Below are 26,210 nucleotides of genomic sequence, written 5' to 3'. Positions count from 1 at the left end.
TCGATGATGACCTATCGTAGGGAGATGACCTGATGTTTGATAGGCAGATAGCCGCAAGGGCTATGAGGCTTATCACCCACCCCGCTACCTGTGAGTACTGCACGAGGAGACCAACCCAAAACGCCAACTATGCATAAAGCAACAATGTCTACAAATTCAGCCTATCAATATAAAAAAACACTTTAACAAATTCCCCCCTAAAATTACCTGAGTAAATTAACCGCTGATACATTTGTAACAAATGCTCCTATATACCATATACGTAATAAGAAATGTACTAATTTAAATCTGTGCCAAGTGTCCACTAAGTAAATTTCCCTAACTTATTCACCCAATCAGATATATTTACATAGTATGTTGAAGTAAGATATCCAAAAAAATGTTGAAATGAAAACAGATAACAAGCCAAAAAAGAAGGTGAACATTCAACATGTTAACAGGATTAAACGTAGCTGTTATCGGTGGAGATGCAAGACAGCTGGAAGTTATACGAAAACTAACTGAATTAGATGCCAAACTATTTCTTATTGGTTTTGACCAACTAGATCATGGTTTTACTGGTGCAAATAAAGTGAAGATAGATGAGATTCAATTTGAAGAATTGGATGCGATTATCTTACCTATCCCTGGAACAAATCAGGAAGGGTTAGTTGATACAGTATTTTCAAATGAAAAAATAAAATTAACTGAGCAACAATTAAAAAAGACACCTTCACATTGTGTCGTTTATTCTGGAATTTCGAACTCTTACTTAAATACCATTATAGAATCATCAAATCGGAAGTTAGTGCAACTCTTTGAACGTGATGATGTAGCCATCTATAATTCAATTCCTACAGTTGAAGGGACGATTATGATGGTCATCCAACACACTGACATTACGATTCACGGCTCTAAAGTAGCTGTGCTTGGTCTAGGTAGGGTCGGCATGAGCGTTGCCAGAGCATTTTCAGCACTAGGTGCAGATGTGAAGGTTGGTGCGAGAGACTCTGCGCATTTAGCACGAGTTACTGAAATGGGCTTACACCCATTTCCATTAGAGCAATTAAAAGATGAAGTGATGGATATTGACGTTTGTATTAACACCATACCACATCAAATTATTACCGCTAGTGTACTTTCAAGAATGCCTGCTCACACATTGATCGTTGATTTAGCATCTAAACCAGGTGGTACTGATTTTCGGTATGCAGAAAAACGAGGAATAAAAGCATTGTTAGCACCAGGATTACCTGGAATTGTCGCTCCTAAATCTGCAGGTCAAATTATTGCTAATGTTCTTTCCCAACTTTTAAACGAATTATTAATAGATGGAAAGGGGTTATCATCATGAAGTTAACTGGAAAACGTATAGGTTTTGGAATTACTGGCTCCCACTGCACTTATGAAGAAATATACCCGCAAATTAAGGTATTATTAGATGAGGGAGCAGATGTAATCCCTGTTGTCACATTTACAGTTAAAAACACAAGTACTAGATTTGGAGCAGCAGGTGAATGGGTAGAAAAAGTTGAAAAACTAACAGGAAATAAAGTAATTGATTCAATTGTCGCAGCTGAACCACTAGGACCTAAACTCCCGTTAGATTGTATGGTAATCGCTCCTTTAACTGGTAATTCGATGAGTAAATTAGCAAATGCACTTACAGATTCCCCGGTGCTTATGGCAGCTAAAGCAACACTTAGAACACATCGTCCAGTTGTTCTAGGAATTTCTACAAATGATGCACTCGGTTTAAACGGAATAAATTTAATGAGACTAATGGCAACTAAAGATATTTATTTCATCCCATTTGGTCAAGATGCGCCAAATAGCAAGCCAAATTCAATGGTAGCAAGAATGGAATCGTTGCTAGAAACTGTATTGGCAGCATTGGAAGGAAGACAATTTCAACCAGTTGTTGTCGAAAAATTCCGTGATTTAGAAAAATAATTAAAAAATTCAATATAATTATATGAAAATGTAAAGACCATTTGATAACTAATATGATAGAATAGTACGTAAAAGATTTAGCGCTATTTTATTGTGAAATAGCTGGAAGGAGCTAGTAATAATGGAAGCAAGAGGTTATCATGTAGCATTAGTCGGAGCAACAGGAGCTGTGGGGCAGCAAATGCTTCTTACTTTAGAAAAACGTAATTTTCCTATTTCTAAACTTACTTTGCTTTCTTCTGAACGTTCAGCAGGAAAAAAAATCACGTTCAGAAACGAAGAATATACTGTAGAAGCAACAACTCCAGAAAGTTTTGAAGGAGTACAAATCGCATTATTCAGTGCAGGTGGCAGTGTTTCAAAACAATTTGCACCCGAGGCAGTAAAACGAGGTGCAATTGTTATCGATAATACAAGTGCATACCGTATGGACGAAAATGTTCCATTAGTTGTACCTGAAGTTAATGAAGGTGCATTAAAAAATCATAACGGAATCATCGCGAACCCTAACTGTTCAACAATACAAATGGTTGTTGCATTAGAACCATTACGTAAAGAATATGGACTAAATAAAGTGATCGTTTCTACTTACCAGGCTGTTTCAGGTGCAGGTGCTGCTGCGATCAATGAATTAAAAGAGCAATCACAGGCAATTTTAAATGGTGAAGTATTCACACCAGAAATTCTCCCGGTAAAAGGTGATGAAAAACATTATCAAATTGCTTTTAATGCAATTCCTCAAATTGATAAATTCCAAGATAACGGGTTTACATTTGAAGAAATGAAAATGATTAATGAAACAAAAAAAATCATGAGTATGCCTGATTTGCAAGTAGCAGCAACTTGTGTCCGTCTGCCAGTGGAAACAGGTCACTCTGAATCTGTCTATGTAGAAATTGAAAAGACAGATGTTACAGCTGAGAATATTAAAGATTTGTTAAAAAATTCAGATGGTATTACATTGCAAGATGACCCTGCAAATCAAATCTATCCGATGCCTGCATATAGTGTTGGTAAAAATGATGTATTTGTGGGAAGAATCCGTAAAGATTTAGATTGTCAAACTGGCTTCCATATGTGGATCGTTTCTGATAACCTATTAAAAGGTGCTGCATGGAATTCGGTACAAATTGCGGAAAGTCTTGTAAAATTAAAATTAGTTTAATCTTATTTTAGAAGAGAGCAGGCTTAAACTAGCTCTCTTCTCTCACGTCTATAGTTGAGGTGCTTTCGATGAAAATTATTGTTCAAAAGTTTGGCGGTACTTCTGTTAAAGATAACCAAGGGCGCGAAATGGCACTTTACCATGTCAAAGAAGCAATAGAACAAGGCTATAAAGTAGTTGTTGTTGTGTCTGCAATGGGAAGAAAAGGCGCCCCATATGCAACAGATACATTGTTAGATTTATTGTACGGTGGTACCGAAATGGTATCTAATCGTGAACAGGATATGCTTTTATCTTGTGGAGAAGTAATATCTTCAATTGTTTTTTCTAGTATGTTAAATGAAGCAGGAATAAAGTCTACAGCACTAAATGGTGCGCAAGCTGGTTTTATTACGAGCAATGAACATACGAATGCAAAAATTCTTGAGATGAAATGTGAAAGATTGCAGCAGGAATTAGAGTCATGTGATGTTGTTGTTGTGGCAGGATTTCAAGGCGCCTCGATTTCAAATGGAGATATTACAACCATTGGTAGAGGCGGAAGTGATACTTCTGCAGCAGCTTTAGGAGCTGCACTCGGAGCTGAATTTGTTGATATTTTCACAGATGTTGAAGGTGTGATGACAGCTGATCCAAACATAGTCGAAAATGCACAACCGCTTTCGAATGTAACTTATACTGAAATTGTGAATCTTGCATATCAAGGTGCTAAAGTTATCCATCCAAGAGCTATTGAAATTGCGATGCAATCAGAAGTTCCGATGCGTGTTAGATCAACTTATTCTAAATCTCCTGGTACGTTAGTTAAAGCAAAACAATCCTCTAAAAGAGGTAGTGATGTACGTGAGCGTCTAATAACAGGGATCGCTCAAGTATCGAATGTAACTCAATTGAAAGTTTCTGCAAAAGAAGGGCAATACAACGTCCAATCAGAAGTTTTTAAAGCGATGGCAAACGCTGGAATAAGTGTTGACTTTTTTAATATCACACCAATGGGTGTTGTCTATACAGTGACAGAGAATGTTACTGAGCGTGCAGTAACAATATTGAAAGATTTAGGTTATGAGCCGACAATAACTAGAAATTGCGCTAAAGTATCAACTGTAGGTGCTGGAATTATGGGTGTTCCAGGTGTGACAGCAAAAATTGTTACGACATTGTCGGAAAATGGGATACAAATCCTACAATCTGCAGACAGTCATACAACAATTTGGGTATTAGTTAAAGAAGAAGATATGACAAGGGCTGTTAATGCACTACATGATGCTTTTAATTTATCGCAGATTAATGGAAATGATTAATATTTAGCTAATTGTATGGCTATATGACGTTGGGGCAGTAAAAGGAGTGAGAGGAATATGAGTCATTTTGGAAAACTTTCTACAGCGATGGTGACTCCGTTTGATAAAAACGGAAATATTGATTTTCAAAAAACATCGACACTTATTGATTATTTAATCAACCAAGGAACAGATTCACTGGTTGTTGCAGGTACTACTGGCGAATCCCCTACTTTAAGTAATGAGGAAAAAATTGCACTAATTAAGCATACAGTTAAGGAAGTTAATGGTAGAATACCTGTCATTGCAGGGACCGGCAGTAACAATACTGCAGCTTCAATTTCCTTAACTAAGCAAGCTGAAGCTGCTGGAGCTGATGCGGTGATGCTTGTTGTTCCATATTACAATAAGCCAAATCAAGAAGGATTATATCATCATTTTAAAGCTATTGCTGAATCAACAAAACTACCGGTAATGCTTTATAATATTCCAAGTCGAAGCGTTATTAATATGAATATTGATACAATAGTGAGATTATCTGAAATACCGAATATTGTGGCGATTAAAGAAGCAAGTGGTAATTTAGATGCAATGGCAGAAATTATCACAAAAACAAATGATGCTTTCTCACTTTATTCAGGGGATGACGGATTAACTTTACCTACCTTATCTATCGGTGGAGCAGGTGTAGTATCTGTAGCTTCTCACATTATCGGACCAGAAATGAAAGAAATGATCTCTCTCTTTTTGAATGGGGACCATGAAGCTGCTGCCAAACAACACCGTTCACTATTACCAATAATGAAACAGTTATTTACATCACCAAACCCTGTACCAGTAAAAACTGCTTTACAACTCAAAGGTTTGGATGTAGGAACTGTAAGACTACCTCTAATTCCATTAACAAATGATGAAAGATTACAATTACAAGATATACTAGAAAATAAATAAAATAGAAGGGCTTGATACTTGTTATCAAGCTTTTTTAGATCCATTAATAACAAATAGATTTCAGCCTAAACATATATTAAGCTCACAATCCGAATCACGGAAGAACTTTTATGAAGACCAAACGATTACCTACATAGTATAAGCAATTTCGATGATAACTTATCGTATGAGAGGAGCTGAAGTTTGTTCGCGGGTAGCCGCAGGAGCTAAACAGGCTCACTCCCACCCGTACCGTAGCCCGTGAGTACTGCAAGAGCAGATAAACCCTAAACGACAACTCAGTTAAAAGCAACAATGTTTACAAAAACAGCCTAATGTTTAAATTCATACCGCTTAATCGGGGTATTTCTGCTCATAAATTGTAGAGTGGAATACAAGGATGTTAAAAATTCAAGTTTACGGTTACTTTTTATTATACAAATAAAATTACCTTGTATTCCAATTCTTTCATCAGGTATAATGTTTCTAAGTGACGTTGAACGGGTACTTCAGTGGGGAGGATTAATGTAATCATGGAAAAGACAGAGAATATAAAAATCATCGCTTTAGGTGGTGTAGGAGAAGTCGGCAAGAATATGTTCATTGTTGAAATTAATTCAAGCATATTCGTTATTGATGCCGGACTAATGTATCCAGAAGGAGAAATGTTAGGGATCGATATGGTAATCCCTGATATAAGCTATTTAAAAGACAATAAAGACCGGGTAAAAGGGATATTTTTAACTCATGGGCATGATGAAAGCATAGGTAGTATATTTTATTTATTAAATTACATACAAGTTCCGATTTACGGAACAAAACTAACCCTTGCCTTAGTTGGTGAAAAACTTAAAGAAAATCGTATGAAGGATAACGTATTAGTTAAAGAAGTAGATGCTAATACAGTTCTGTCTTTTAAAGATACTAATATTACGTTTTTCCAAACAAATCATAGTATCCCTGATTCGGTCGGAATCAGTTTTTCTACTACAATGGGGTCAATTGTACATACAGGTGATTTTAAATTTGATCAAACACCAGTTTCATCGCGTTATATGGATATCGGAAAAATCGCCAAAATAGGTGATGAAGGAGTACTATGCCTCCTGTCTGATAGTGTAAATGCAGAGAAACCAGGTTATTCCGGTTCTGAAGCCATTGTGAGTAATGAAATTTTAGATGTTATTTATAATGCGAAAAATAGGGTTATCGTCTCTGTCTTTGCTTCTAATTTATTACGTATACAGCAAATCATGGATGCTACTGCTAAAAATAAGCGGAAACTAGCTATAGTAGGAAAAAATATGAGGAACATTCTTAACTTAGCAATAAGTTTAGGCTATATTAGGGTCGATGAGGACATGCTAATATCAGTAAATGATATTAATAAATATCCTTTAAATGAGGTTGTTATTTTAACGACGAGTAATCAAGGAGACCCTTTATCTGTATTATCAAGAATGGCTAAACAATCACATAAGCAAATTAATGTAATCGAGGGTGATACAGTTCTTATTGCTGCTACTCCAATACCTGGGCATGAGCTTGTATTTTCTAAGACAATTGACCTTTTATTCCGTGCAGGTGCCAATGTCATCTTTGGAAAGATTCATGTCTCTGGACATGGGCATCAAGAAGAATTAAAGATGATGATTAATCTTACTAAACCAAAGTACTTCATTCCAATCCATGGAGAGTACAAAATGCAAAAGGCACATGCGAACATTGCGGTCGAAGTTGGCGTTCATAAAGATAATGTCTTTATTATAGAAAAAGGCGATGTAATTGAATTTAAAGGAACTAACATTATAACAAGTGGGAAAGTACCTTCAGGGAATGTGTTAATTGATGGTCTTGGTGTCGGCGACGTTGGAAATATTGTTCTTCGTGACCGTCGTTTATTATCACAAGATGGTATATTAATTGTTGTCGTAACATTAGATAAACAGAAAAAGCAAATTATCTCTGGTCCTGAAGTAATCACTAGAGGTTTTGTATATGTCAGAGAATCAGAGGAATTAATTGTTAAAGCGACTGGGATTGTCTCAGACATAGTAAATCGCAGTATGCGTGACCAAACGCTCGAATGGTCTTCATTGAAATTAAGTATTAGGGAATCACTGAATCAGTTCCTATATGAAAAGACAAAAAGAAGACCAATGATATTACCTATTATCATGGAAATATAAAAATAAAGTGATTAGAATGACATAGAATATATCTATGTCATTTTTCTGTTTGCGCTCTACTTTATAATCTAATTTGTAGTAAGTTCACGTAATATGGATATATAAGTTTAACAACGCTTGAGAGGCTTCATCCTTATGCAGCTCATGAGTCTAACAAAGTCTAGAACATTTCTCTATGCGAATACCATTCTAATTTCCACTAAAACGACTTCAAATTAAGTAACGATATTCATTCGCATGAAATCAGACTCGATGTAAATACTACAAAGAGAATGATAGAGAAAGGATGAAAATAATGACGAATGAAGGTAACTACATAAATGGAAAAAATCAAAATGAGGGTGGGGATAAAGTAGAAGGAAAGGAAAGTTCAATCGTTGAAAAAATTCAACAACTTGGGCAAACGAACGTTCCTCAAATGGGGCAAGATTCTAAAATCCATTGTTTAACAATTGTAGGTCAAATTGAAGGTCATATCCAACTACCACCACAAAATAAAACGACTAAATATGAGCATGTCATTCCTCAAATCGTCGCAATAGAACAAAATCCAAATATCGAAGGTTTGTTAGTTATACTAAATACAGTTGGTGGAGATGTTGAGGCAGGTTTAGCAATTGCTGAAATGTTAGCATCTATTTCGAAGCCGACTGTTTCGATTGTATTAGGTGGAGGCCATTCAATTGGTGTTCCAATTGCCGTGTCATGTGACCACTCTTTTATCGTAGAGACTGCAACAATGACGATACATCCTGTTCGTTTAACCGGCTTAGTTATTGGGGTTCCCCAAACTTTTGAATATTTGGATAAAATGCAAGATCGGGTAGTTAATTTTGTTACGAAACATTCAAATATTACTGAGGAAAAATTTAAAGAACTGATGTTTTCAAAAGGGAATTTAACAAGGGATATTGGAACAAATGTTGTCGGTAAGGATGCTGTTGCATACGGGTTAATTGATGATGTCGGTGGTGTAGGACAAGCAATACAAAAGCTCAATAGTATGTTAGACAGTCAACATGATAACAAGCAGGTGTTACAATGATTTATTATACAATGATGCCAGAAGAGCTAATGTTTCCTACTCATGAAGAAGAATATAAAAAGCAAACAATAATTGAAAAAAATGGCGTTCAACTTTTAGTTCAACAAGCAAGCCATTCTCAATATGAAATCTTAAGAGTATTGAGTAGTAACCCAAGTCATTATCTTGATGAACAATATTGTCCTGGGCAAAAAATAATCATGGGCGTTACCGAACAATGAACTAATTATGATATAATTAAATAACAAAGTCTAGGCAGCCCATTTTCAGGCTGCCTTCTTCACATGTATATGTGATACATAAATAAATTTAAGTCGAACGATAACGAGTAATAGGTGATTTTATGGCAAAACAAAAAAGAAAACAAAGAAAAACAAAAGATGACTGGAAAAGAACTGTAAAGTATGAACTTTCAGGTTTGGCGATATTAGCAATCGTGCTCATTGCGATGTCAAAACTTGGATTTGTAGGAATGACATTTGTTCACATGTTTCGGTTTTTTAGTGGTGAATGGTATATGTTGTTTTTATTTGAAATACTTATCTTTTCATTTTATCTTATTTGGAAACGTGAAGTACCATCACTATTAAGTCGGAAGATGGTTGGTTTACATTTTATTACCGCAGCTATTCTATTATTAAGTCATGTAAAGCTTTTTGAATTACTTTCAAACAATGGAACTTTCGTTACACCAAGTGTCATTAGCAATACTTTTTCACTTTTTTGGCTAGATGTAAATGGTGATGTATCTTCTCAAGATTTAGGTGGAGGCATGCTAGGAGCTATTTTGTATGCAGCATCCTTTTATCTATTTGCCGAGGCGGGTTCGAAAATTATCGCGTTTTTCTTAATTGTAATCGGGATTATTTTAATTACAGGCCGTTCACTACAAGCAACATTAGAAAAAATGAGTAGCCCGTTAGGTGCGTTTATGAAAAAACAAACTACAGGATTTTTTGAAGATATAAAAGAAATACCGAGTGCTATTAAACAAAAAAGAGCTGCACACAAACAAAAAAGACAGGAATTAGCAGAAGCAAGGGAAGCTGAGAAAGCAAAAATTGAAGAAGAAGAAGAGACTCCACCAATTATTTCAAGCTTCTCAGACAAAGGAGAGGTGAAGGAAGAAGAGGAAATGATTATTCACACGATGGAGGATACGATTCTTCATAACCGAAATGATAGTTATGTGAATAATGATAAGCAAGAACTAGAAGATAATCATGTTGAAAAAAGTCAAGATGATTTGCAACCAATTACGTTTGTTGAATTAGAAAACAAGGATTATGAATTACCACCAATTGACTTATTGCATCCACCTAAACATAATTCTCAACAGACAGATAAGAAAAATATATATGAAAATGCTCGAAAATTAGAAAAAACATTTCAAAGCTTTGGAGTGAAAGCGAAAGTTACTCAGGTTCATTTAGGACCAGCTGTTACTAAATATGAAGTTTATCCTGATGTCGGTGTGAAGGTTAGTAAAATTGTAAATTTAAGTGATGACATTGCTTTAGCATTAGCTGCAAAGGATATTCGAATTGAAGCACCTATACCTGGGAAATCAGCTGTTGGTATAGAGGTTCCAAACTCAGAGATCGCCATGGTTTCGCTTAGAGAGGTACTTGAATCAAAAGCAAATGACAAACCAGATGCCAAGCTACTAATAGGATTAGGCCGGGATATTTCAGGTGATGCAGTATTGGCAGAGCTTAATAAAATGCCACACTTGCTAGTAGCAGGCTCAACCGGTAGTGGAAAAAGTGTTTGTATAAATGGTATTATTACAAGTATTTTAATGAGGGCTAAGCCACATGAAGTGAAACTGATGATGATTGATCCGAAGATGGTAGAGCTAAATGTTTACAACGGAGTTCCACACCTGTTGGCCCCGGTAGTAACTAATCCGAAAAAAGCATCACAGGCATTAAAGAAAGTAGTCAATGAAATGGAACGCCGATATGAGCTATTCTCTCATACGGGTACTCGTAATATCGAAGGGTATAATGAAATTATTAAGAAAAATAATATCGACAGCGATGCTAAACAGCCAGAATTACCGTATATTGTTGTCATTGTGGACGAGCTTGCAGATTTAATGATGGTTGCATCATCAGATGTAGAGGATTCTATTACAAGATTATCCCAGATGGCACGTGCAGCTGGGATACACCTTATTATTGCTACTCAACGGCCTTCAGTTGATGTCATAACAGGTGTTATTAAAGCTAATATACCTTCAAGAATTGCATTTAGTGTATCTTCACAAACGGATTCGCGCACAATTCTTGATATGGGTGGGGCAGAAAAGCTATTAGGTCGCGGTGACATGCTCTTTTTACCAGTGGGTGCTTCAAAGCCAGTTCGAGTACAAGGAGCATTTTTATCAGATGATGAAGTTGAAAAAACTGTTGATTTTGTTATCTCACAACAAAAAGCACAATATCAAGAGGAAATGATGCCGACAGAAATTACAGAGGATTCGCCGAGTGAGGTTCAAGATGACCTATATGACGACGCAGTACAATTAGTTATTGACATGCAAACAGCATCAGTATCATTACTTCAGAGAAGATTCAGAGTGGGTTACACGAGAGCAGCAAGGTTAATTGATGCAATGGAGGAACGAGGAGTAGTTGGACCTTACGAAGGAAGTAAACCTCGTGAAGTATTAATTGCTAAAAATAGTCAGGATGAACTAACATCATAACCAAGAGAAATAAGATGAAAGACTGCTGCATTGACGGCAGTCTTTTATGACAGTGTATTTTGAATTTAGGTAAATTTGTTCAAATTTGTCTTAATGAGTGTCCTTTATTGCTGTTTAAAGTTACTATTGTAGTTTACTTTTACTAGGGCTTCTCTTCATAGCCCAAAACGTCGATAAGAAGTATACTTCTACTGTTTTCGACAAATTGGAATGATTCTATTTATTTATAAGTTGAAACATGATATAGTAATTTCGATTAGAATGGTGTAAAACATCAGGTGTCTGATCTCTTATATTTCTTGAAAAAAGCGGAGGCAACTTATGAGCATAAAGGCTGATAATCGGCATTTATATTTACAAGTAATTGATAAAATTAAAGAAGATATAGAACGTGGAAAATATAAAGAAAAGGAAAAACTACCTTCAGAATTTGAACTATCCAATGAATTAGGAGTCAGTAGAGCAACGCTTAGAGAAGCCTTAAGAATTCTCGAAGAAGAGAATGTCATTATTAGGAGGCATGGAGTCGGAACCTTTGTTAATGCAACTCCGAGGTTTTCATCAGGTATTGAGCAATTAAATAGTGTAACGGATATGATAAAAAATGCCAATCTTACACCAGGAACCGTCTTTCTCTCTTCTTCAATCACAGGTGCAACTGATGACGATGTTAAAAGGTTTAAATGCAATAAAGAAGAAGAAATCTTCTTACTTGAACGAGTTCGTACCTCAAACAATGAACCTGTTGTATATTGTGTCGATAAAATTCCTACTAATGTTTTACCTAATACATTTGACCACAAACAAGAGTCTTTATTTAAATTATTAGAAGAGAAGGCTAATATTTATATAAGTTCAGCTATTACGAATATTGAACCAATCGGTTACCATGAAAAGATTTCACCTATTTTAGAATGTGATCCTGAAACAGCATTACTCCTTTTAAAACAAATTCATTATGATGCTAATGATAAACCAGTACTTTATTCCTTAAATTATTTTAGAGCAGATCATTTTAGTTTTCATGTCGTTAGAAAACGCTTATAAAAATTTTTGAACTTATTATTTTTTTACTTAATATATTTTGAATATTCCAAAAAGGGTAGACGAAATACGGTCTCACCCTTTTTTATGTGCGAAAGTATAAATTATTACCTATATTTCTTCAGTACTTAGGAGGTCATTTGACATATTAGAAAATGAACGGTTTCATTTTTAAATCTTTATATGCTTGCCCGGTTGTACATGGAGCTTGCGCTTTCGTTCTGTTACATACTACCAGTATATGTTTTACTCGAACAACACATAATGAGATTGTGTTAAAAATAATGTAAATAAAAGGTGAAGCAAAGATGAATGGAAAAAAGAAGCTTGATTTATTAGCACTATCATCTGTTCCACTTGTGATGACATTAGGAAATTCAATGTTAATTCCAGTTCTACCTATGATAGCAAAACAATTGAATATTAACTCATTTCAAGTATCACTTATTATTACGGTATACTCAATCGTTGCAATTGTGTTAATCCCAATTGCAGGTTACTTATCAGATCGTTATGGTAGAAAGATGGTAATGGTACCGTGCTTAATAATTGCTGGTATTGGTGGAGCAGTTTGTGGTTGGGCTTCTTGGAAAATGGATAATGCATTTCTATTCATAATAATTGGTAGGGTATTACAAGGGATAGGATCCGCTGGGGCAGCACCTGTTGTTATCCCGTTAGTCGGTGATATGTTTAAAGACGATGAAGAAGTTAGTGCAGGCTTAGGAATAACGGAAACAGCAAATACTGCTGGTAAAGTACTTAGTCCAATAATTGGTGCTACGTTAGCATCATTTATTTGGTTTCTTCCGTTTTGGTTTATACCATTTTTTAGTCTTATCAGTGTGCTATTAGTGTTTTTCTTGGTGAAAGTGCCAAAACATAAAAATGAAGAAAAACAATCAGTCGGCGAATTTTTTCAAGGTATAAAAAAAGTCTTTAAGCACAATGGTAGATGGATATTTGCTGTTTTTTCAGTGGGTTGTATTATCTTTTTTGTTTTATTTGGTATATTGTTTTATTTATCGGACATGTTGGAAAAGCAATATCATATCGACGGGATAAAAAAAGGTTTAGTACTAGCTATTCCTTTACTGGCACTTTCATTAAGTTCATTTATAGCTGGGAAGAAAATTGGCAAGAGTAAAAGCTTAATGAAAACTGTGACAGTTATCGGAATGGGATTAGTGACCATATCGTTTATTGCCTTACGAGTCCAACATTCATTGTACTATTTAATTGCCTTCTTAGTTATAACAGGGATTGGTATTGGTATGACATTACCTAGCTTAGATGCGATTATAACTGAAGGTATTAAAAAAGAACAACGAGGAACGATAACATCTATCTATAGCTCAATGCGGTTTATAGGAGTCGCAATTGGTCCTCCAGTTTATTCTTATATTATGGGGAAATCAGAACATCTTGTTTATTATTTTTCGGGTGGTATTAGTCTATTAGCGGTGCTCATTGTGTTACTATTTATCAAACCGAAAAAAGATACACAGAAAGAAGCGAAGACAAAAAGAATGCCTAAGCTTGCATAAAATGAGGTTATCTCATGCTAGGTTTTTCCTAAGCCGGAGATAGCCTCATATTTCTTTTCTCGTGAATATAGAAGGTTTTTTATAGAAAGAATAGAAATATAAAAGGGTAACATTATTTTTATTGGCTCTTTTCTAAAAGATTGTGGCTTTTTGTACTAACCTTTTTAAGGGTTTGTTGGAGCTTAATGTGCGAGACTCCTGCGGGATGCGTGGGAGAGGTGAGGCGTGAGAAGGGCGTTTACGCTGAGGAGTATGAAAAGCGAAGGCGGCTTGCCCGTCGACGTTCAAACTGGAGGGGCATCGACTAAGACCAAAGAAATCACGACTAGCTGAATGGCGAATCGATGATGAGTTATCGTAGGGAGATGAACCTGAAGTTTGCTTTTTCGTGCCGCAAGGAGATATGAGGCTCACCACCCACCCCGCTACCCGTGAGTACTGCAAGAGGAGACAAACCCTAAACGACAATTCAGTTAAAAGCAACAATGTTTACGAAAACAGCCTTTTTATTTTATTGAATATGTTGACTAAGCTAAGGCTAAGGAAAAGAAAAAAAGGAGGGTGTACATGTCATATATTAATGAGAAGATAAACCAATTAAACGGTTTATCACTGCATACAATTACTACCTCGAAATTTAAAACGAACACGATTGTTTTAAAATTATTATCTCCTTTAAATGAAAAGGATGTTACATATCGTGCTTTACTTCCATATGTACTACAAAGAGGCACACAAAGCTTTCCGAGTAGTACAAGATTAAGATCGTATTTAGATGAACTATATGGAGCAACTTTACATGTTGACTTAGCTAAAAAAGGTGAAAATCATATCATCTCAATTCGGATGGAAATAGCAAATGAAAAGTTTTTGTCGAATAAAGAACCATTGTTAGAAAAAGGAATAAAGCTTCTGGCAGAAATATTACTTCACCCAATTGTTGAAGGAGATTCATTTAACGAAGAAATCGTAACTCAGGAAAAGCGTACATTAAAGCAACGAATACAAGCGGTTTATGACGATAAGATGAGGTATTCTAATTTGCGTCTAGTGCAAGAAATGTGTAAGGATGAATCTTACGCTCTTCATGTCAATGGTGAAATCGACGATATCGAGCAAATTACCGCACAATCACTTTATAAATATTATCAGAATGCGATTGAGAACGACAAAATTGATTTATATGTTGTTGGTGACTTAGCCCAACAAGATGTTGAGACATATGTGGGTAAATACTTCACATTGAATAATCAGAGTGCGTTTACACCTGTAACAGCTAAAAACGTACAAGTAAAAGAAAAAGAAGTAATTGAAAAACAAGATGTTAAGCAGGGTAAATTAAATATTGGGTACCGTACAAATTCTACTTACAAAGACAATGATTATTATGCACTTCAAGTATTTAATGGTATATTCGGTGGATTTTCTCATTCTAAACTTTTTATTAACGTCCGTGAGAAAGCAAGCCTAGCTTATTACGCAGCATCAAGAGTAGAAAGTCACAAAGGTCTGTTAATGGTCATGTCTGGAATAGAAGAGCAAAATTACAACCAAGCAGTAACAATCATTAAAGACCAAATGGCAGCTATGAAAAATGGAGACTTCACTGAGCAGGAAATGAGCCAAACAAAGGCCGTTTTGCGTAATCAACTTTTAGAAACGATAGATACCCCATATGGGTTAGTAGAAATTGTTTATCACAATGTCGTTGCCCAAATTGACCGTTCATTTGATGATTATTTAAATGGAATTGAAAAAGTAACAAAGCAAGAAATATTAGATATTGCAGGAAAGGTCGAGTTAGATACGATTTACTTTTTAAAAGGATTGGGGGGAAATGTATGACAAATCCGATTCAATTTGAACAATTACAAGAAGAACTTTACTATGAAAAAATGGAAAATGGACTTGATGTTTACGTATTACCGAAGAAGGGTTTTAATAAGACATATGCTACATTTACAACGAAATATGGCTCAATTGACAATCGGTTTGTTCCGTTAAATAGTAATGAAATGAAAACTGTTCCTGATGGGATTGCTCACTTTTTAGAGCATAAACTTTTTGAAAAAGAAGATGGCGATGTATTTCAACAATTTAGTCAACAAGGAGCATCTGCCAATGCCTTTACATCTTTTACTAGAACAGCATATTTGTTTTCAAGTACAAGCAATGTAGAGAGAAATCTTGAAACACTAATTGACTTTGTACAAACGCCATATTTCTCCGAAAAAACTGTAGAAAAAGAAAAGGGGATTATTGGTCAAGAAATTAATATGTATGACGATAACCCGGACTGGCGCCTTTATTTTGGCTTAATTCAAAATTTGTATGAAAACCATCCAGTTCGAATTGATATTGCAGGGACGATTGAATCAATTGCGAAAATTACAAAAGATTCACTATACGAATGTTATCATACCTTCTATCACCCAAGTAATATGCTACTATTTATTGTAGGTGCAGTTGAACCAAAAGCTATCTTAGACCAAGTTAGAGAAAATCAACAAAAAAAGGATTTTACACCACAATCTGAAATAAAGCGGGAATTTCCAAAAGAACCAGCTACAGTGCATAAAAAAATTGAAAAATTAAAAATGAATGTTCAAAGTTCTAAGTGTCTAGTTGGGTTAAAAGCAAGAAACCCGCAGCGTACGGGGAAAGAGTTATTAAAATATGAACTTTCAATGAATATTGTTCTTGATATATTATTTAGTAAAAGTTCTAATAATTATGATAAGCTATATAGTCAAGGATTAATTGATGACACATTCAGTTACGATTATACTGAGGAGAGTGGATTTGGTTTTGCGATGATAGGCGGTGACACAGATAATCCTGATGAATTAGCAACACAAATTCAGGAAATTTTGTTAAATGCAAAACGTGACGGTATTGATTTGTCTACCTTTGATGCGGCTAAAAACAAAAAAATCGGTTCATTTTTACGTTCAATTAATTCTCCAGAATATATTGCAAATCAGTTTACAAGGTACGCTTTTAATGAGATGAATTTATTCGATGTCGTACCGATGCTTGAATCATTAACAAAAGATGATATGAAGCATGTCATAAATGAAGCAGTAGATGAGGAATTATTTACTGTATGTCAAGTAGTACCAAAATAATCATTGAAACTGAGGTTGTCTAATAAAAATAGGGTCCGGCCCCTCATTAATTAATGAGTATTAGGATTACTGCTTGAAAGTAATCTGAAGCTCATTATTAGGGGTCTGACCCCTTTGATGTTTATGGCAACTTTCTTATTAGGAGTATTAGTATGGAAAAGTATGCAGTTGTGACAGGGGCTAGCGGTGGAATTGGCCAAGCAATCGTAAAGAAACTAGTAGATGATGGATTTCATGTGTATGCCCATTATAATAAGAATAAATTGATGATCGATAGGCTAATCGATGCAAATATAATAAATGAAAAATTAATTATACCAATACATGCAGACTTAACAACAGAGGAAGGGGTGAACCAGTTAATTAGTCAAATCCATCATCCGATTGATTTAATCGTACTAAACAGTGGTATAAGTTTTTATGGATTAATTACAGATATGACAACGACCGATATTAATGACATGATCGCATTACATATAAATAGTCCGTTTCAAATTACACAGAAGCTCATACCGCCAATGGTTACTAAAAAGAAAGGCAATATTATCGTCATATCATCTATATGGGGGATAACAGGTGCATCATGTGAAGTGTTATATTCTATGGTGAAAGGGGGGCAAAATTCGTTTGTAAAGGCTTTAGCTAAAGAACTTGCCCCAAGTCAAATTCGTGTTAATGCAATTGCTCCAGGGGCAATCGACACGAAGATGCTATCACATTTCTCAGCTGAAGAACTAAATCAATTAAAAGAAGAAATTCCGTTGGGGCGATTAGGGAAACCAGAGGACGTTGCGAATAGTGTATCTTATTTAGCTTCAGACGAGGCTTCTTATATTACGGGGCAAATTATTTCAGTAAATGGTGGTTGGGTGTAAGGCAGATTTAAAATTAAATGTTAGTGTACTTCTTTGCGAAGAATTATCATGTTCATGAATAATCAACATCTGTATTTGGAACAATATGATTGTAACAATTATAAAGGAGGTACTCCTATGTCTGTTTTAGAAAATTGGAATGAATGGAAAGATTTTTTAGGTGACCGTTTACACCATGCCCAAAACGAAGGTATGGATGAACAAGTTATCAATAATTTAGCATTTGAAGTTGGGGACTACTTAGCTAAGCAAGTAGATCCGAAAAACACTCAAGAACGTGTTCTAGCTGATTTATGGAGTGTTGCAAGTGAAGAAGAGCAAAAAGCAATTGCGAGTATGATGGTTAAGCTTGTTCAAAATAATGGTTCCCATTAAGTGAAAAGAGAGGAGAGATTCCTCTCTTTTTAAATATACAAATTTATATGTTCTAATTATTAAGACTTTCCACTTTTCGTAAAATCATTTATTATTAGTAATAGTGATTATAAAGGGGGCTTACTTATGCCTTATGAGTGGTACCTTGAATACAAAATTCAAAAAAACCGGCCAGGTCTTTTAGGTGATATTTCTTCCTTATTGGGAATGTTGGCAATAAACATTATGACAATTAATGGTGTAGATGACTCCAGACGCGGTTTGTTAATGAAATGTGATAGCAACGACCAAGTCAGAAGACTTGAATCGATTCTCAATACAATGGATAATATAACTATAACAAAGTTAAGAATTCCCAAGCTTAGGGACCGTCTAGCTGTTCGCCACGGAAGATACATACAAAGAGATGCTGATGATAAAAAAACTTTCCGTTTTGTTCGTGATGAGCTTGGACTATTGGTTGACTTTATGGCAGAATTATATAAACAGGAAGGTCATAAGCTAATCGGTATAAGAGGGATGCCTAGAGTAGGGAAAACAGAATCAATTGTTGCCTCAAGTGTTTGCGCAAATAAAAAGTGGTTGTTTGTTTCGTCGACACTGCTAAAACAAACAATTCGAAGTCAATTAATTGCAGATGAGTATAATGAGGATAATGTTTTTATTATCGATGGAATTGTGTCAACACGTCGAGGCTCAGAACAACATTTGCAGCTAGTCAGAGAAATTATGAGGCTACCTGCAACAAAGGTTGTTGAACATCCAGATGTGTTCGTTCAAAATACGGAATATACGCTTGACGACTTTGATTATATAATCGAAATTCGCAACGATCCTGATGAAGAAATTACATATAGAGACTTTGAAGAAAAGCAAATGTTTATGAATTCACAAAGTCTAACAGGTTTTGAATTTTAATTATGGGGTGTTACGGTTGAGTGAATTAGGAAATCGACTGAAACTAGCTAGAGAGGAAAAAAATCTAAGCTTAAATGATCTTCAGGAAATGACGAAAATTCAGAAACGCTATCTTTTAGCATTAGAAGAAGGCAATTATGCAATTATTCCTGGGAAATTTTATGTGCGAGCATTTATTAAGCAGTATGCAGAAGCAGTAAACTTAGATCCAGATACTTTATTTGAAGAGTATAAAAGTGAAATACCAAGCACTAAAAACGATGAACTTCCTGAGAATTTGTCGAGAGTAAAAACACATAGGGAGTTACCGAAGAATGCATCCAAGTTTTTGGAAGTTATGCCAAAAATTTTAACTGTCGTTGTGATACTAGGGATTTTTGTCGCAATTTGGCTATGGAAACAAAATTCGGTTGAAACTGACCCTAAAAAGGATTCGATTACAAACCAAAGTGAAAATGAATACTCTACAAATGTGAAGAATATCTCAACGAATGATGAAAATGTAGATAATTCAACAGATGAGAATAAAGTGGAGGAAGATAAAGTTACCGAAGAAAGGCCTCCTGAACAAGAAACTCCAAAAACTGTCTTGACTAAGAAAGAAGTGGCAGGTTCAACGACAACTTTTGAACTTACCGGGGCAGAAAAACTAGAACTAGAAGTCAATGCAAAGAGTAGAACATGGGTTAGCATAAAAAATGATAAAGGTAAAACATTTTTTGCAAATTCAATAGACGAAGGAAAGTCAGAAATAGGCGATTATACTCAAGAGGCCGAACTAACTATTAGAGTTGGGAATGTTCCTGGAACAGATGTGAAAATTAATGGTGAATTAGTACCGATTGAGAACCCTAAAATAACACCACAGAACATAAAAATCATCAATAAGAAAGAGTAGGACTGAGACAAGAATATTCTTCAGCAAATTAGACGAGTATATCTGATTTGCTAAGGATATTGCTTGTGTCGTCCTTTTCTTATTGATTATAAATGGAGGAATAAAACAATGAATTTACCAAATAAAATAACAATTTCAAGAATCTTTTTAATTCCAATTTTTATGGTTATTATGCTTGCACCATTTAATTGGGGAGAATTATCTTTTGGTGCTGAGTCAATCCTCGTTACTCATTTTGTAGGGGCAATTATCTTTATCGTTGCATCAACAACAGATTGGATTGATGGCTACTATGCGCGTAAGTTAAATCAAGTAACAAACCTTGGGAAGTTTTTAGATCCGCTCGCTGACAAGCTTTTAGTATCGGCAGCATTAATTATTTTAGTACAACTTGGGCTTGCTCCTGCTTGGATGGTTATTTTAATCATAAGTCGTGAGTTCGCTGTTACTGGTCTTAGAGCAATACTTGCTGGACAAGGTGAGGTAGTTGCTGCAAATATGTTAGGGAAAATTAAAACTTGGACTCAAATTATTGCAATCTCGGCATTGCTTCTTCATAACCTGCCTTTTGAGTTTATCAATCTACCTTTTGCGAATATTGCATTATGGGTTGCTACCTTCTTTACGGTGATTTCTGGCTATGACTACTTTAATAAAAACAAGCAAATATTTATTAATTCGAAATAAGTGGGGGTACTTTCATGGATGTGCGTACAGAAATCATTGCGGTAGGTTCTGAACTGTTACTTGGACAAATTGTAAATAGTAACGCGCAATTTTTATCACAGCAATTTGCACAATTAGGAATGGGTGTTTATTATCATACGGTCGTTGGAGATAATTCAACTAGGCTTGAACACGCCATAAAAATTGCACAAAATCGCTCGAACGTGATCGTATTCACCGGAGGGTTAGGTCCGACAAAGGATGATTTAACGAAAGAAACAATTGCAACGATGCTAGGGAAAAAATTAGTTTTTGATTATGAAGCATTAGCGAGCATTGAGCAATATTTTACTAAAACAAAGCGGAAAATGTCAGAAAATAATAAGAAACAGGCGCTTGTACTTGAAGATGCTGTCATCTTGAAAAATGACCATGGGATGGCACCGGGGATGGGAATTAAAGTTGATGATATTATTTATATATTATTACCTGGACCACCAAGCGAGATGCGGCCGATGTTTCAAAACTATTGTCGAGGTTACCTTCAGCAAACACTTGGATTGCAAGAAAAAATTATCTCTCGTGTGTTACGCTACTTCGGAATTGGAGAATCTCAACTTGAAACAGATATTGAAGATTTAATTAATGAACAAACGAACCCTACAATTGCCCCACTTGCTGCTGAAGGTGAAGTTACTTTACGGCTGACAGCAAAACATATTGATGAAGCTGTTGCGAACGAAATGCTTGATGAGTTAGAATCGAAAATCAATCAAAGAGTAGGAGAATTCTTTTACGGTTATAATGATACAACGCTTATTAGCGAACTATCCAAACAGCTATCAAATAAGAAAAGAACAGTTGCTGCTGCAGAAAGTTTAACAGGAGGAATGTTCTCAGAATATATAACAGCAATTGATGGAGCCTCTAACATATTTAAAGGTAGTCTGATTACGTATACGAATGAAATGAAGGTAAACATCCTACGCGTATCTAAACAAACACTGAGCGAACATGGAGCAGTGAGTGAACAATGTGCAATCGAAATGGCAGAACAAGTTAGGGACATTGTTGGTAGTGATATTGGAATTAGTTTTACAGGTGCTGCTGGTCCAAAACCGCATGAAGGACAACCTGTCGGTACTGTGTACATAGGTGTCGCTGTTAAGGGAAAAGAAACATCAACATATAAGTTGCATTTGTCAGGTACACGACAAGGAATTCGAATTAAAACAGTAAAATATGGATGTCACTATATAGTCAAACATTTGAAGGACTTATAATGATATAATTTAATTCCATGCAATATTTCATTTAAAGGCTGTCTCAAGGTAGAGGCAGCCTTTACCTGTTCGCAGTTGAAAAATTGCCTATTTTTTAATTTTGAACAGATAGATGAAATGCCAATCTATGACCAAACGTTGATTCACTTAACTGAATAATCTTTACTATAAGATTGTTATTTTTGACTTAATAAATGGTTGGTTTTAAAACGACAACTTAAGAACAGTACAATATGGTTGTTCATCTTGTGTCACCTACCTTCGTTTTTTCTACGCGAGCGTCAGAGGTCTCTGAACACGTTAGGACCAGTTCAGGAAGTCTACCCAATATACTAGAAATAATTAGCATATCAAAAAAATCAAAGTGTTTAAAAATGAAAAGTTTGCTAGTTTTTCTATGTGATATTTCAAGTATTATTATGAGGAATTTCAACTTTGCTAAGATTTCCCTAAGTAAAAAAACGAATAAACGTTCGACTTTTTGCTTGGCAAATAGAAAGAAAAGCGTTATATTAAGTATAGAGATAATTTAAAGGAGGAAATTTAGTGAGCGACCGTCAAGCTGCCTTAGATATGGCGTTAAAACAAATAGAAAAACAATTTGGTAAAGGTTCCATTATGAAATTAGGGGAACAAACGGATAGAAAAGTCTCAACAATTTCAAGTGGTTCTCTTGCTCTTGATACAGCGTTAGGAGTAGGTGGATATCCACGTGGTAGAATTATAGAAATATATGGACCTGAAAGTTCTGGTAAAACAACAGTTGCTCTTCATGCAATTGCAGAGGTTCAGCAACAGGGCGGACAAGCTGCATTTATCGATGCAGAGCACGCACTTGACCCAGAGTATGCTCAAAAATTAGGTGTAGATATTGATGAATTATTATTATCACAACCTGATACAGGAGAACAAGCACTTGAAATAGCTGAGGCGCTTGTTCGTAGTGGAGCAGTCGATATTCTTGTCGTTGACTCAGTAGCAGCTTTAGTTCCAAAGGCAGAGATTGAGGGAGAAATGGGTGACGCGCATGTCGGCTTGCAAGCTCGATTAATGTCACAGGCTTTACGTAAATTATCAGGTGCCATAAATAAATCAAAAACAATTGCAATTTTCATCAACCAAATCCGTGAAAAGGTTGGTATCATGTTTGGAAATCCGGAAACTACACCTGGTGGTCGAGCTTTAAAGTTTTATTCAACTGTTCGTTTAGAAGTACGTCGTGCAGAAACGTTGAAACAAGGAAATGATATGGTCGGTAATAAGACAAAAATAAAAGTTGTTAAGAACAAAGTTGCCCCACCATTTAAAGTAGCCGAAGTAGATATTATGTATGGTGAAGGAATATCTAAAGAAGGGGAAATTATTGATATTGGTTCAGATCTCGACATTGTTCTAAAAAGTGGTGCATGGTATTCATATAATGAAGAGCGCTTAGGTCAAGGAAGAGAAAATGCTAAGCAATTCTTAAAAGAAAACCCTGCGCTCCGCTTAGAAATCCAAGGAAAAATCCGTCAACATTATGGATTGGATGCCGAGGTATCTGTCCCAGAGGAAAATTTAGACGAATTGAATTTATTAGAAGATTAAATGCAAAAAGGGCTGATTTAGCCCTTTTTTTGTTTATAAAAATAGGCTCTCTTCTAAAAGATTGTGGCTTTTTGCACTAACCTTTTTAAGGGTTTGTTGGAGCTTAAAGTGCGAGACTCCTGCGGGATGCGTGGGAGAGGTGAGACGTGAGCAGGCGTTTACGCTGAGGAGAAAGAAAAGCGTAGGCGGCTTGCAATCGACGTACAAACTGGAGGGGCATCGACTGAGATAAAGGAATCACGATGAGCCGAATGGCGAATCGATGATGACTTATCGTAGGGAGAAGACCTGAAGTTTGCTTGTTCGTGCCGCCGGAGCTAGACAAGCTCACCACCCACCCCGCGGAAAGCGAATACTGTAGCGGAGACAAACCCTAAACGACTACTCAGTTAAAAGCAATAATGATTACGAAAACAGTCTAAAAATATTACGCTATTATAAAATTCATTAATCAGTATAATCATGTAAAAGATTGTTCCTTTTCTATACGATGAAAGCTTAAATATATGTATGGATATAGAGGAAAATATATGTATAGAATTTGAACAATTTAGGGTATAATAATTCTATCTTACTAATTGCTATTTTCTGAATGCTCTTTTTTTAAGAGATTGTTGTTTTTTTAACTTGCATTATAGTAGCTGATTGATAATGCTGCGTACAATAGTATGTACAATCTACACTTCTTTGTGAAAACGACTATATTCAAAAATAGCACACATTTTTAGCACTAAATTCTAAATTTTGTTAAGTAAGAGATACTTAATCTTAATTACGGCCCTTTCATCGTAATGTTCACAGGCTTGACAAGAAAAATTCACACATTTACAATTAAGATGTATATTTTACAATTTTGTAGAATACTGATTGAAGCATTTTGAAAGCAAAAATGTTGGTACTTGAGTTTGTCTTTCTAACCTAATAATTCATAAGACGTAAAGTTCAACATGAAACGTAAGCTTTGAGCTGTATGTTGACAACTTAAAATTGAACAATGTACATGCCGACACTTTAATCTAGAAAAACAAGTTCATAGCAAGAGGAGGTGTAATGATGGAAATTGTATCAATACTCATCTCCATTTTGCTTGGCCTAATCGTCGGTGCAGTTGTTGGCTATTTTGTTCGTAAATCTATTGCTGAAGCAAAAATTGCTGGAGCAAACCATGCTGCTGAGCAGATAATTGAAGACGCAAAGCGTGATGCAGAGGCAACGAAAAAAGAAGCACTTCTTGAAGCGAAAGATGAAATTCATAAGTTGCGAACAGATGCAGAGAAGGAAGTTCGTGAAAGACGAAATGAGCTTCAAAAACAAGAAAATCGCTTATTACAAAAAGAAGAGAATCTAGACCGTAAGGATGAGTCTTTAGATAAACGTGAAGTTATACTAGAGAAAAAAGAAGATTCTCTAACTCAAAGACAACAGCATATTGAAGAGATGGAAAGCAAAGTGGACGAGATGGTGCGTAAGCAGCAAACAGAGCTTGAACGCATTTCTAGCCTTACACGGGAAGAAGCAAAAGCAATTATTCTTGAAAAGGTTGAAAATGAGCTTACACACGATATCGCAATCATGATTAAAGATAGTGAAAATCGTGCAAAAGAAGAGGCAGACAAAAAGGCTAAAGAAATCCTGTCACTTGCTATTCAAAGATGTGCAGCAGACCATGTGGCAGAAACCACTGTTTCTGTTGTGAACCTCCCAAATGATGAAATGAAAGGGCGTATTATTGGTCGAGAAGGTCGTAATATCCGAACATTAGAAACGTTAACAGGGATCGACCTTATCATTGATGATACACCGGAGGCAGTTATTTTATCAGGCTTTGACCCAATTCGCAGGGAAACTGCTAGAATTGCGTTAGACAAGCTAGTTCAGGACGGGCGGATACATCCGGCTCGTATTGAGGAAATGGTCGAGAAATCTCGACGTGAAGTGGATGAATATATCCGTGAAGTCGGAGAACAGACAACGTTTGAAGTTGGTGTACATGGCTTACATCCAGACCTTATTAAAATTTTAGGTCGACTAAAATTCAGAACGAGCTATGGTCAAAACGTCTTGAAGCATTCAATGGAGGTAGCTTTTCTAGCAGGACTTATGGCTGCTGAGCTTGGTGAAGATGTATTATTAGCTAAACGAGCAGGACTTCTCCATGATATCGGAAAGGCAATTGACCATGAGGTGGAAGGTAGCCATGTTGAAATTGGTGTCGAACTTGCAACAAAATACAAAGAACATCCGGTTGTCATTAATAGCATTGCATCACATCACGGTGATACAGAACCAACATCAATTATTGCAGTAATTGTTGCAGCAGCAGATGCATTATCCGCTGCAAGACCGGGAGCACGTAGTGAAACGTTAGAGAACTACATTCGCCGCCTTGAAAAGCTTGAGGATATCTCTGAGTCCTATGAAGGGGTAGAGAAATCATTTGCAATTCAAGCAGGTCGCGAGGTGCGCATAATTGTAAAACCTGATAGCATTGATGATCTTCAAGCACATCGTTTAGCACGAGATATTAGAAAACGTATTGAAGAAGAGCTTGATTATCCAGGTCATATAAAAGTGACTGTTATTCGTGAAACAAGAGCAGTTGAATATGCGAAATAATAAAGTGGTGCAGAAATGC

21 protein-coding genes are annotated in these 26,210 nt (G+C 35.7%); all 21 read left to right on the top strand.

All coding sequences use genetic code 11. From position 1 onward, the window contains the following. Window positions 1–430: 430 nt before the first annotated feature. Window positions 431–1,333 carry a dipicolinic acid synthetase subunit A gene (gene dpaA / locus J2S19_RS08085; protein ID WP_307339820.1) on the top strand — a complete coding sequence of 301 codons (903 nt, stop codon included), beginning with the start codon at window positions 431–433 and terminating at the stop codon, window positions 1,331–1,333. Further along, on the top strand, window positions 1,330–1,932 hold the full coding sequence (locus tag J2S19_RS08080; protein WP_307339817.1) for a dipicolinate synthase subunit B: 603 nt from the start codon (window positions 1,330–1,332) through the stop codon (window positions 1,930–1,932). The genes dpaA and J2S19_RS08080 overlap by 4 nt, the downstream gene beginning before the upstream one ends. Before the next feature lie 121 nt (window positions 1,933–2,053). Next, window positions 2,054–3,097, top strand: coding sequence for an aspartate-semialdehyde dehydrogenase (gene asd, locus J2S19_RS08075; RefSeq protein WP_307339814.1), 1,044 nt, complete (start codon window positions 2,054–2,056; stop codon window positions 3,095–3,097). A 68-nt stretch (window positions 3,098–3,165) separates the two neighbouring features. Continuing rightward, the gene (gene dapG, locus J2S19_RS08070) at window positions 3,166–4,398 is read left to right on the top strand and encodes an aspartate kinase (protein WP_307339811.1); all 1,233 of its coding nucleotides are present in this window, start codon (window positions 3,166–3,168) and stop codon (window positions 4,396–4,398) included. A 57-nt stretch (window positions 4,399–4,455) separates the two neighbouring features. Continuing rightward, window positions 4,456–5,328, top strand: coding sequence for a 4-hydroxy-tetrahydrodipicolinate synthase (dapA, locus tag J2S19_RS08065; RefSeq protein WP_307339808.1), 873 nt, complete (start codon window positions 4,456–4,458; stop codon window positions 5,326–5,328). A 512-nt stretch (window positions 5,329–5,840) separates the two neighbouring features. Continuing rightward, window positions 5,841–7,496 (top strand): ribonuclease J, encoded by a 1,656-nt coding sequence (locus tag J2S19_RS08060; protein WP_307339805.1) that lies wholly within the window; start codon window positions 5,841–5,843, stop codon window positions 7,494–7,496. A gap of 295 nt (window positions 7,497–7,791) precedes the next feature. Then, complete coding sequence (locus J2S19_RS08055; protein ID WP_307339802.1) at window positions 7,792–8,541, top strand: ClpP family protease; 750 nt, start codon at window positions 7,792–7,794, stop codon at window positions 8,539–8,541. After that, window positions 8,538–8,762 (top strand): YlzJ-like family protein, encoded by a 225-nt coding sequence (locus J2S19_RS08050; protein ID WP_307339798.1) that lies wholly within the window; start codon window positions 8,538–8,540, stop codon window positions 8,760–8,762. Before J2S19_RS08055 ends, J2S19_RS08050 begins: the two co-directional genes overlap by 4 nt. Window positions 8,763–8,884: 122 nt before the next feature. After that, on the top strand, window positions 8,885–11,254 hold the full coding sequence (locus J2S19_RS08045) for an FtsK/SpoIIIE family DNA translocase (RefSeq protein WP_307339796.1): 2,370 nt from the start codon (window positions 8,885–8,887) through the stop codon (window positions 11,252–11,254). Window positions 11,255–11,575: 321 nt separating this feature from the next. Beyond that, window positions 11,576–12,301: a GntR family transcriptional regulator gene (locus tag J2S19_RS08040; RefSeq protein ID WP_307339794.1), complete on the top strand. Its 726-nt coding sequence runs from the start codon at window positions 11,576–11,578 to the stop codon at window positions 12,299–12,301. 305 nt (window positions 12,302–12,606) lie between these two features. Then, a complete protein-coding gene (gene bcbE, locus J2S19_RS08035) occupies window positions 12,607–13,845 on the top strand; it encodes a bacillibactin exporter BcbE (protein ID WP_307339791.1) in 1,239 nt (412 codons plus the stop codon). Window positions 13,846–14,412: 567 nt separating this feature from the next. Next, the gene (gene yfmF, locus J2S19_RS08030; RefSeq protein WP_307339789.1) at window positions 14,413–15,690 is read left to right on the top strand and encodes an EF-P 5-aminopentanol modification-associated protein YfmF; all 1,278 of its coding nucleotides are present in this window, start codon (window positions 14,413–14,415) and stop codon (window positions 15,688–15,690) included. After that, a complete protein-coding gene (gene yfmH / locus J2S19_RS08025) occupies window positions 15,687–16,973 on the top strand; it encodes an EF-P 5-aminopentanol modification-associated protein YfmH (RefSeq protein WP_307339787.1) in 1,287 nt (428 codons plus the stop codon). Before yfmF ends, yfmH begins: the two co-directional genes overlap by 4 nt. Before the next feature lie 152 nt (window positions 16,974–17,125). Then, complete coding sequence (gene ymfI / locus J2S19_RS08020; RefSeq protein WP_307339784.1) at window positions 17,126–17,848, top strand: elongation factor P 5-aminopentanone reductase; 723 nt, start codon at window positions 17,126–17,128, stop codon at window positions 17,846–17,848. A 117-nt stretch (window positions 17,849–17,965) separates the two neighbouring features. Next, window positions 17,966–18,223 carry a DUF3243 domain-containing protein gene (locus J2S19_RS08015; protein WP_307339781.1) on the top strand — a complete coding sequence of 86 codons (258 nt, stop codon included), beginning with the start codon at window positions 17,966–17,968 and terminating at the stop codon, window positions 18,221–18,223. A 126-nt stretch (window positions 18,224–18,349) separates the two neighbouring features. Beyond that, window positions 18,350–19,141, top strand: a complete 792-nt coding sequence (locus J2S19_RS08010; protein WP_307339778.1) for a DUF3388 domain-containing protein — start codon at window positions 18,350–18,352, stop codon at window positions 19,139–19,141. 16 nt (window positions 19,142–19,157) lie between these two features. Then, window positions 19,158–20,039 (top strand): helix-turn-helix domain-containing protein, encoded by an 882-nt coding sequence (locus J2S19_RS08005; RefSeq protein ID WP_307339776.1) that lies wholly within the window; start codon window positions 19,158–19,160, stop codon window positions 20,037–20,039. A gap of 108 nt (window positions 20,040–20,147) precedes the next feature. Beyond that, on the top strand, window positions 20,148–20,726 hold the full coding sequence (pgsA, locus tag J2S19_RS08000) for a CDP-diacylglycerol--glycerol-3-phosphate 3-phosphatidyltransferase (protein ID WP_307339774.1): 579 nt from the start codon (window positions 20,148–20,150) through the stop codon (window positions 20,724–20,726). 20 nt (window positions 20,727–20,746) lie between these two features. After that, the gene (locus J2S19_RS07995) at window positions 20,747–21,988 is read left to right on the top strand and encodes a competence/damage-inducible protein A (RefSeq protein ID WP_307340149.1); all 1,242 of its coding nucleotides are present in this window, start codon (window positions 20,747–20,749) and stop codon (window positions 21,986–21,988) included. 546 nt (window positions 21,989–22,534) lie between these two features. Beyond that, the gene (gene recA / locus J2S19_RS07990) at window positions 22,535–23,575 is read left to right on the top strand and encodes a recombinase RecA (protein WP_307339771.1); all 1,041 of its coding nucleotides are present in this window, start codon (window positions 22,535–22,537) and stop codon (window positions 23,573–23,575) included. Window positions 23,576–24,628: 1,053 nt separating this feature from the next. Beyond that, the gene (gene rny, locus J2S19_RS07985) at window positions 24,629–26,191 is read left to right on the top strand and encodes a ribonuclease Y (protein ID WP_370875098.1); all 1,563 of its coding nucleotides are present in this window, start codon (window positions 24,629–24,631) and stop codon (window positions 26,189–26,191) included. Window positions 26,192–26,210 lie beyond the last annotated feature (19 nt).

The sequence above is a fragment of the Metabacillus malikii genome (genome assembly GCF_030813355.1).
Lineage (GTDB): Bacteria > Bacillota > Bacilli > Bacillales > Bacillaceae > Metabacillus > Metabacillus malikii.
Note: the sequence above shows the minus strand (reverse complement) of the source record. Positions and strands in the feature narration are given on the sequence as shown.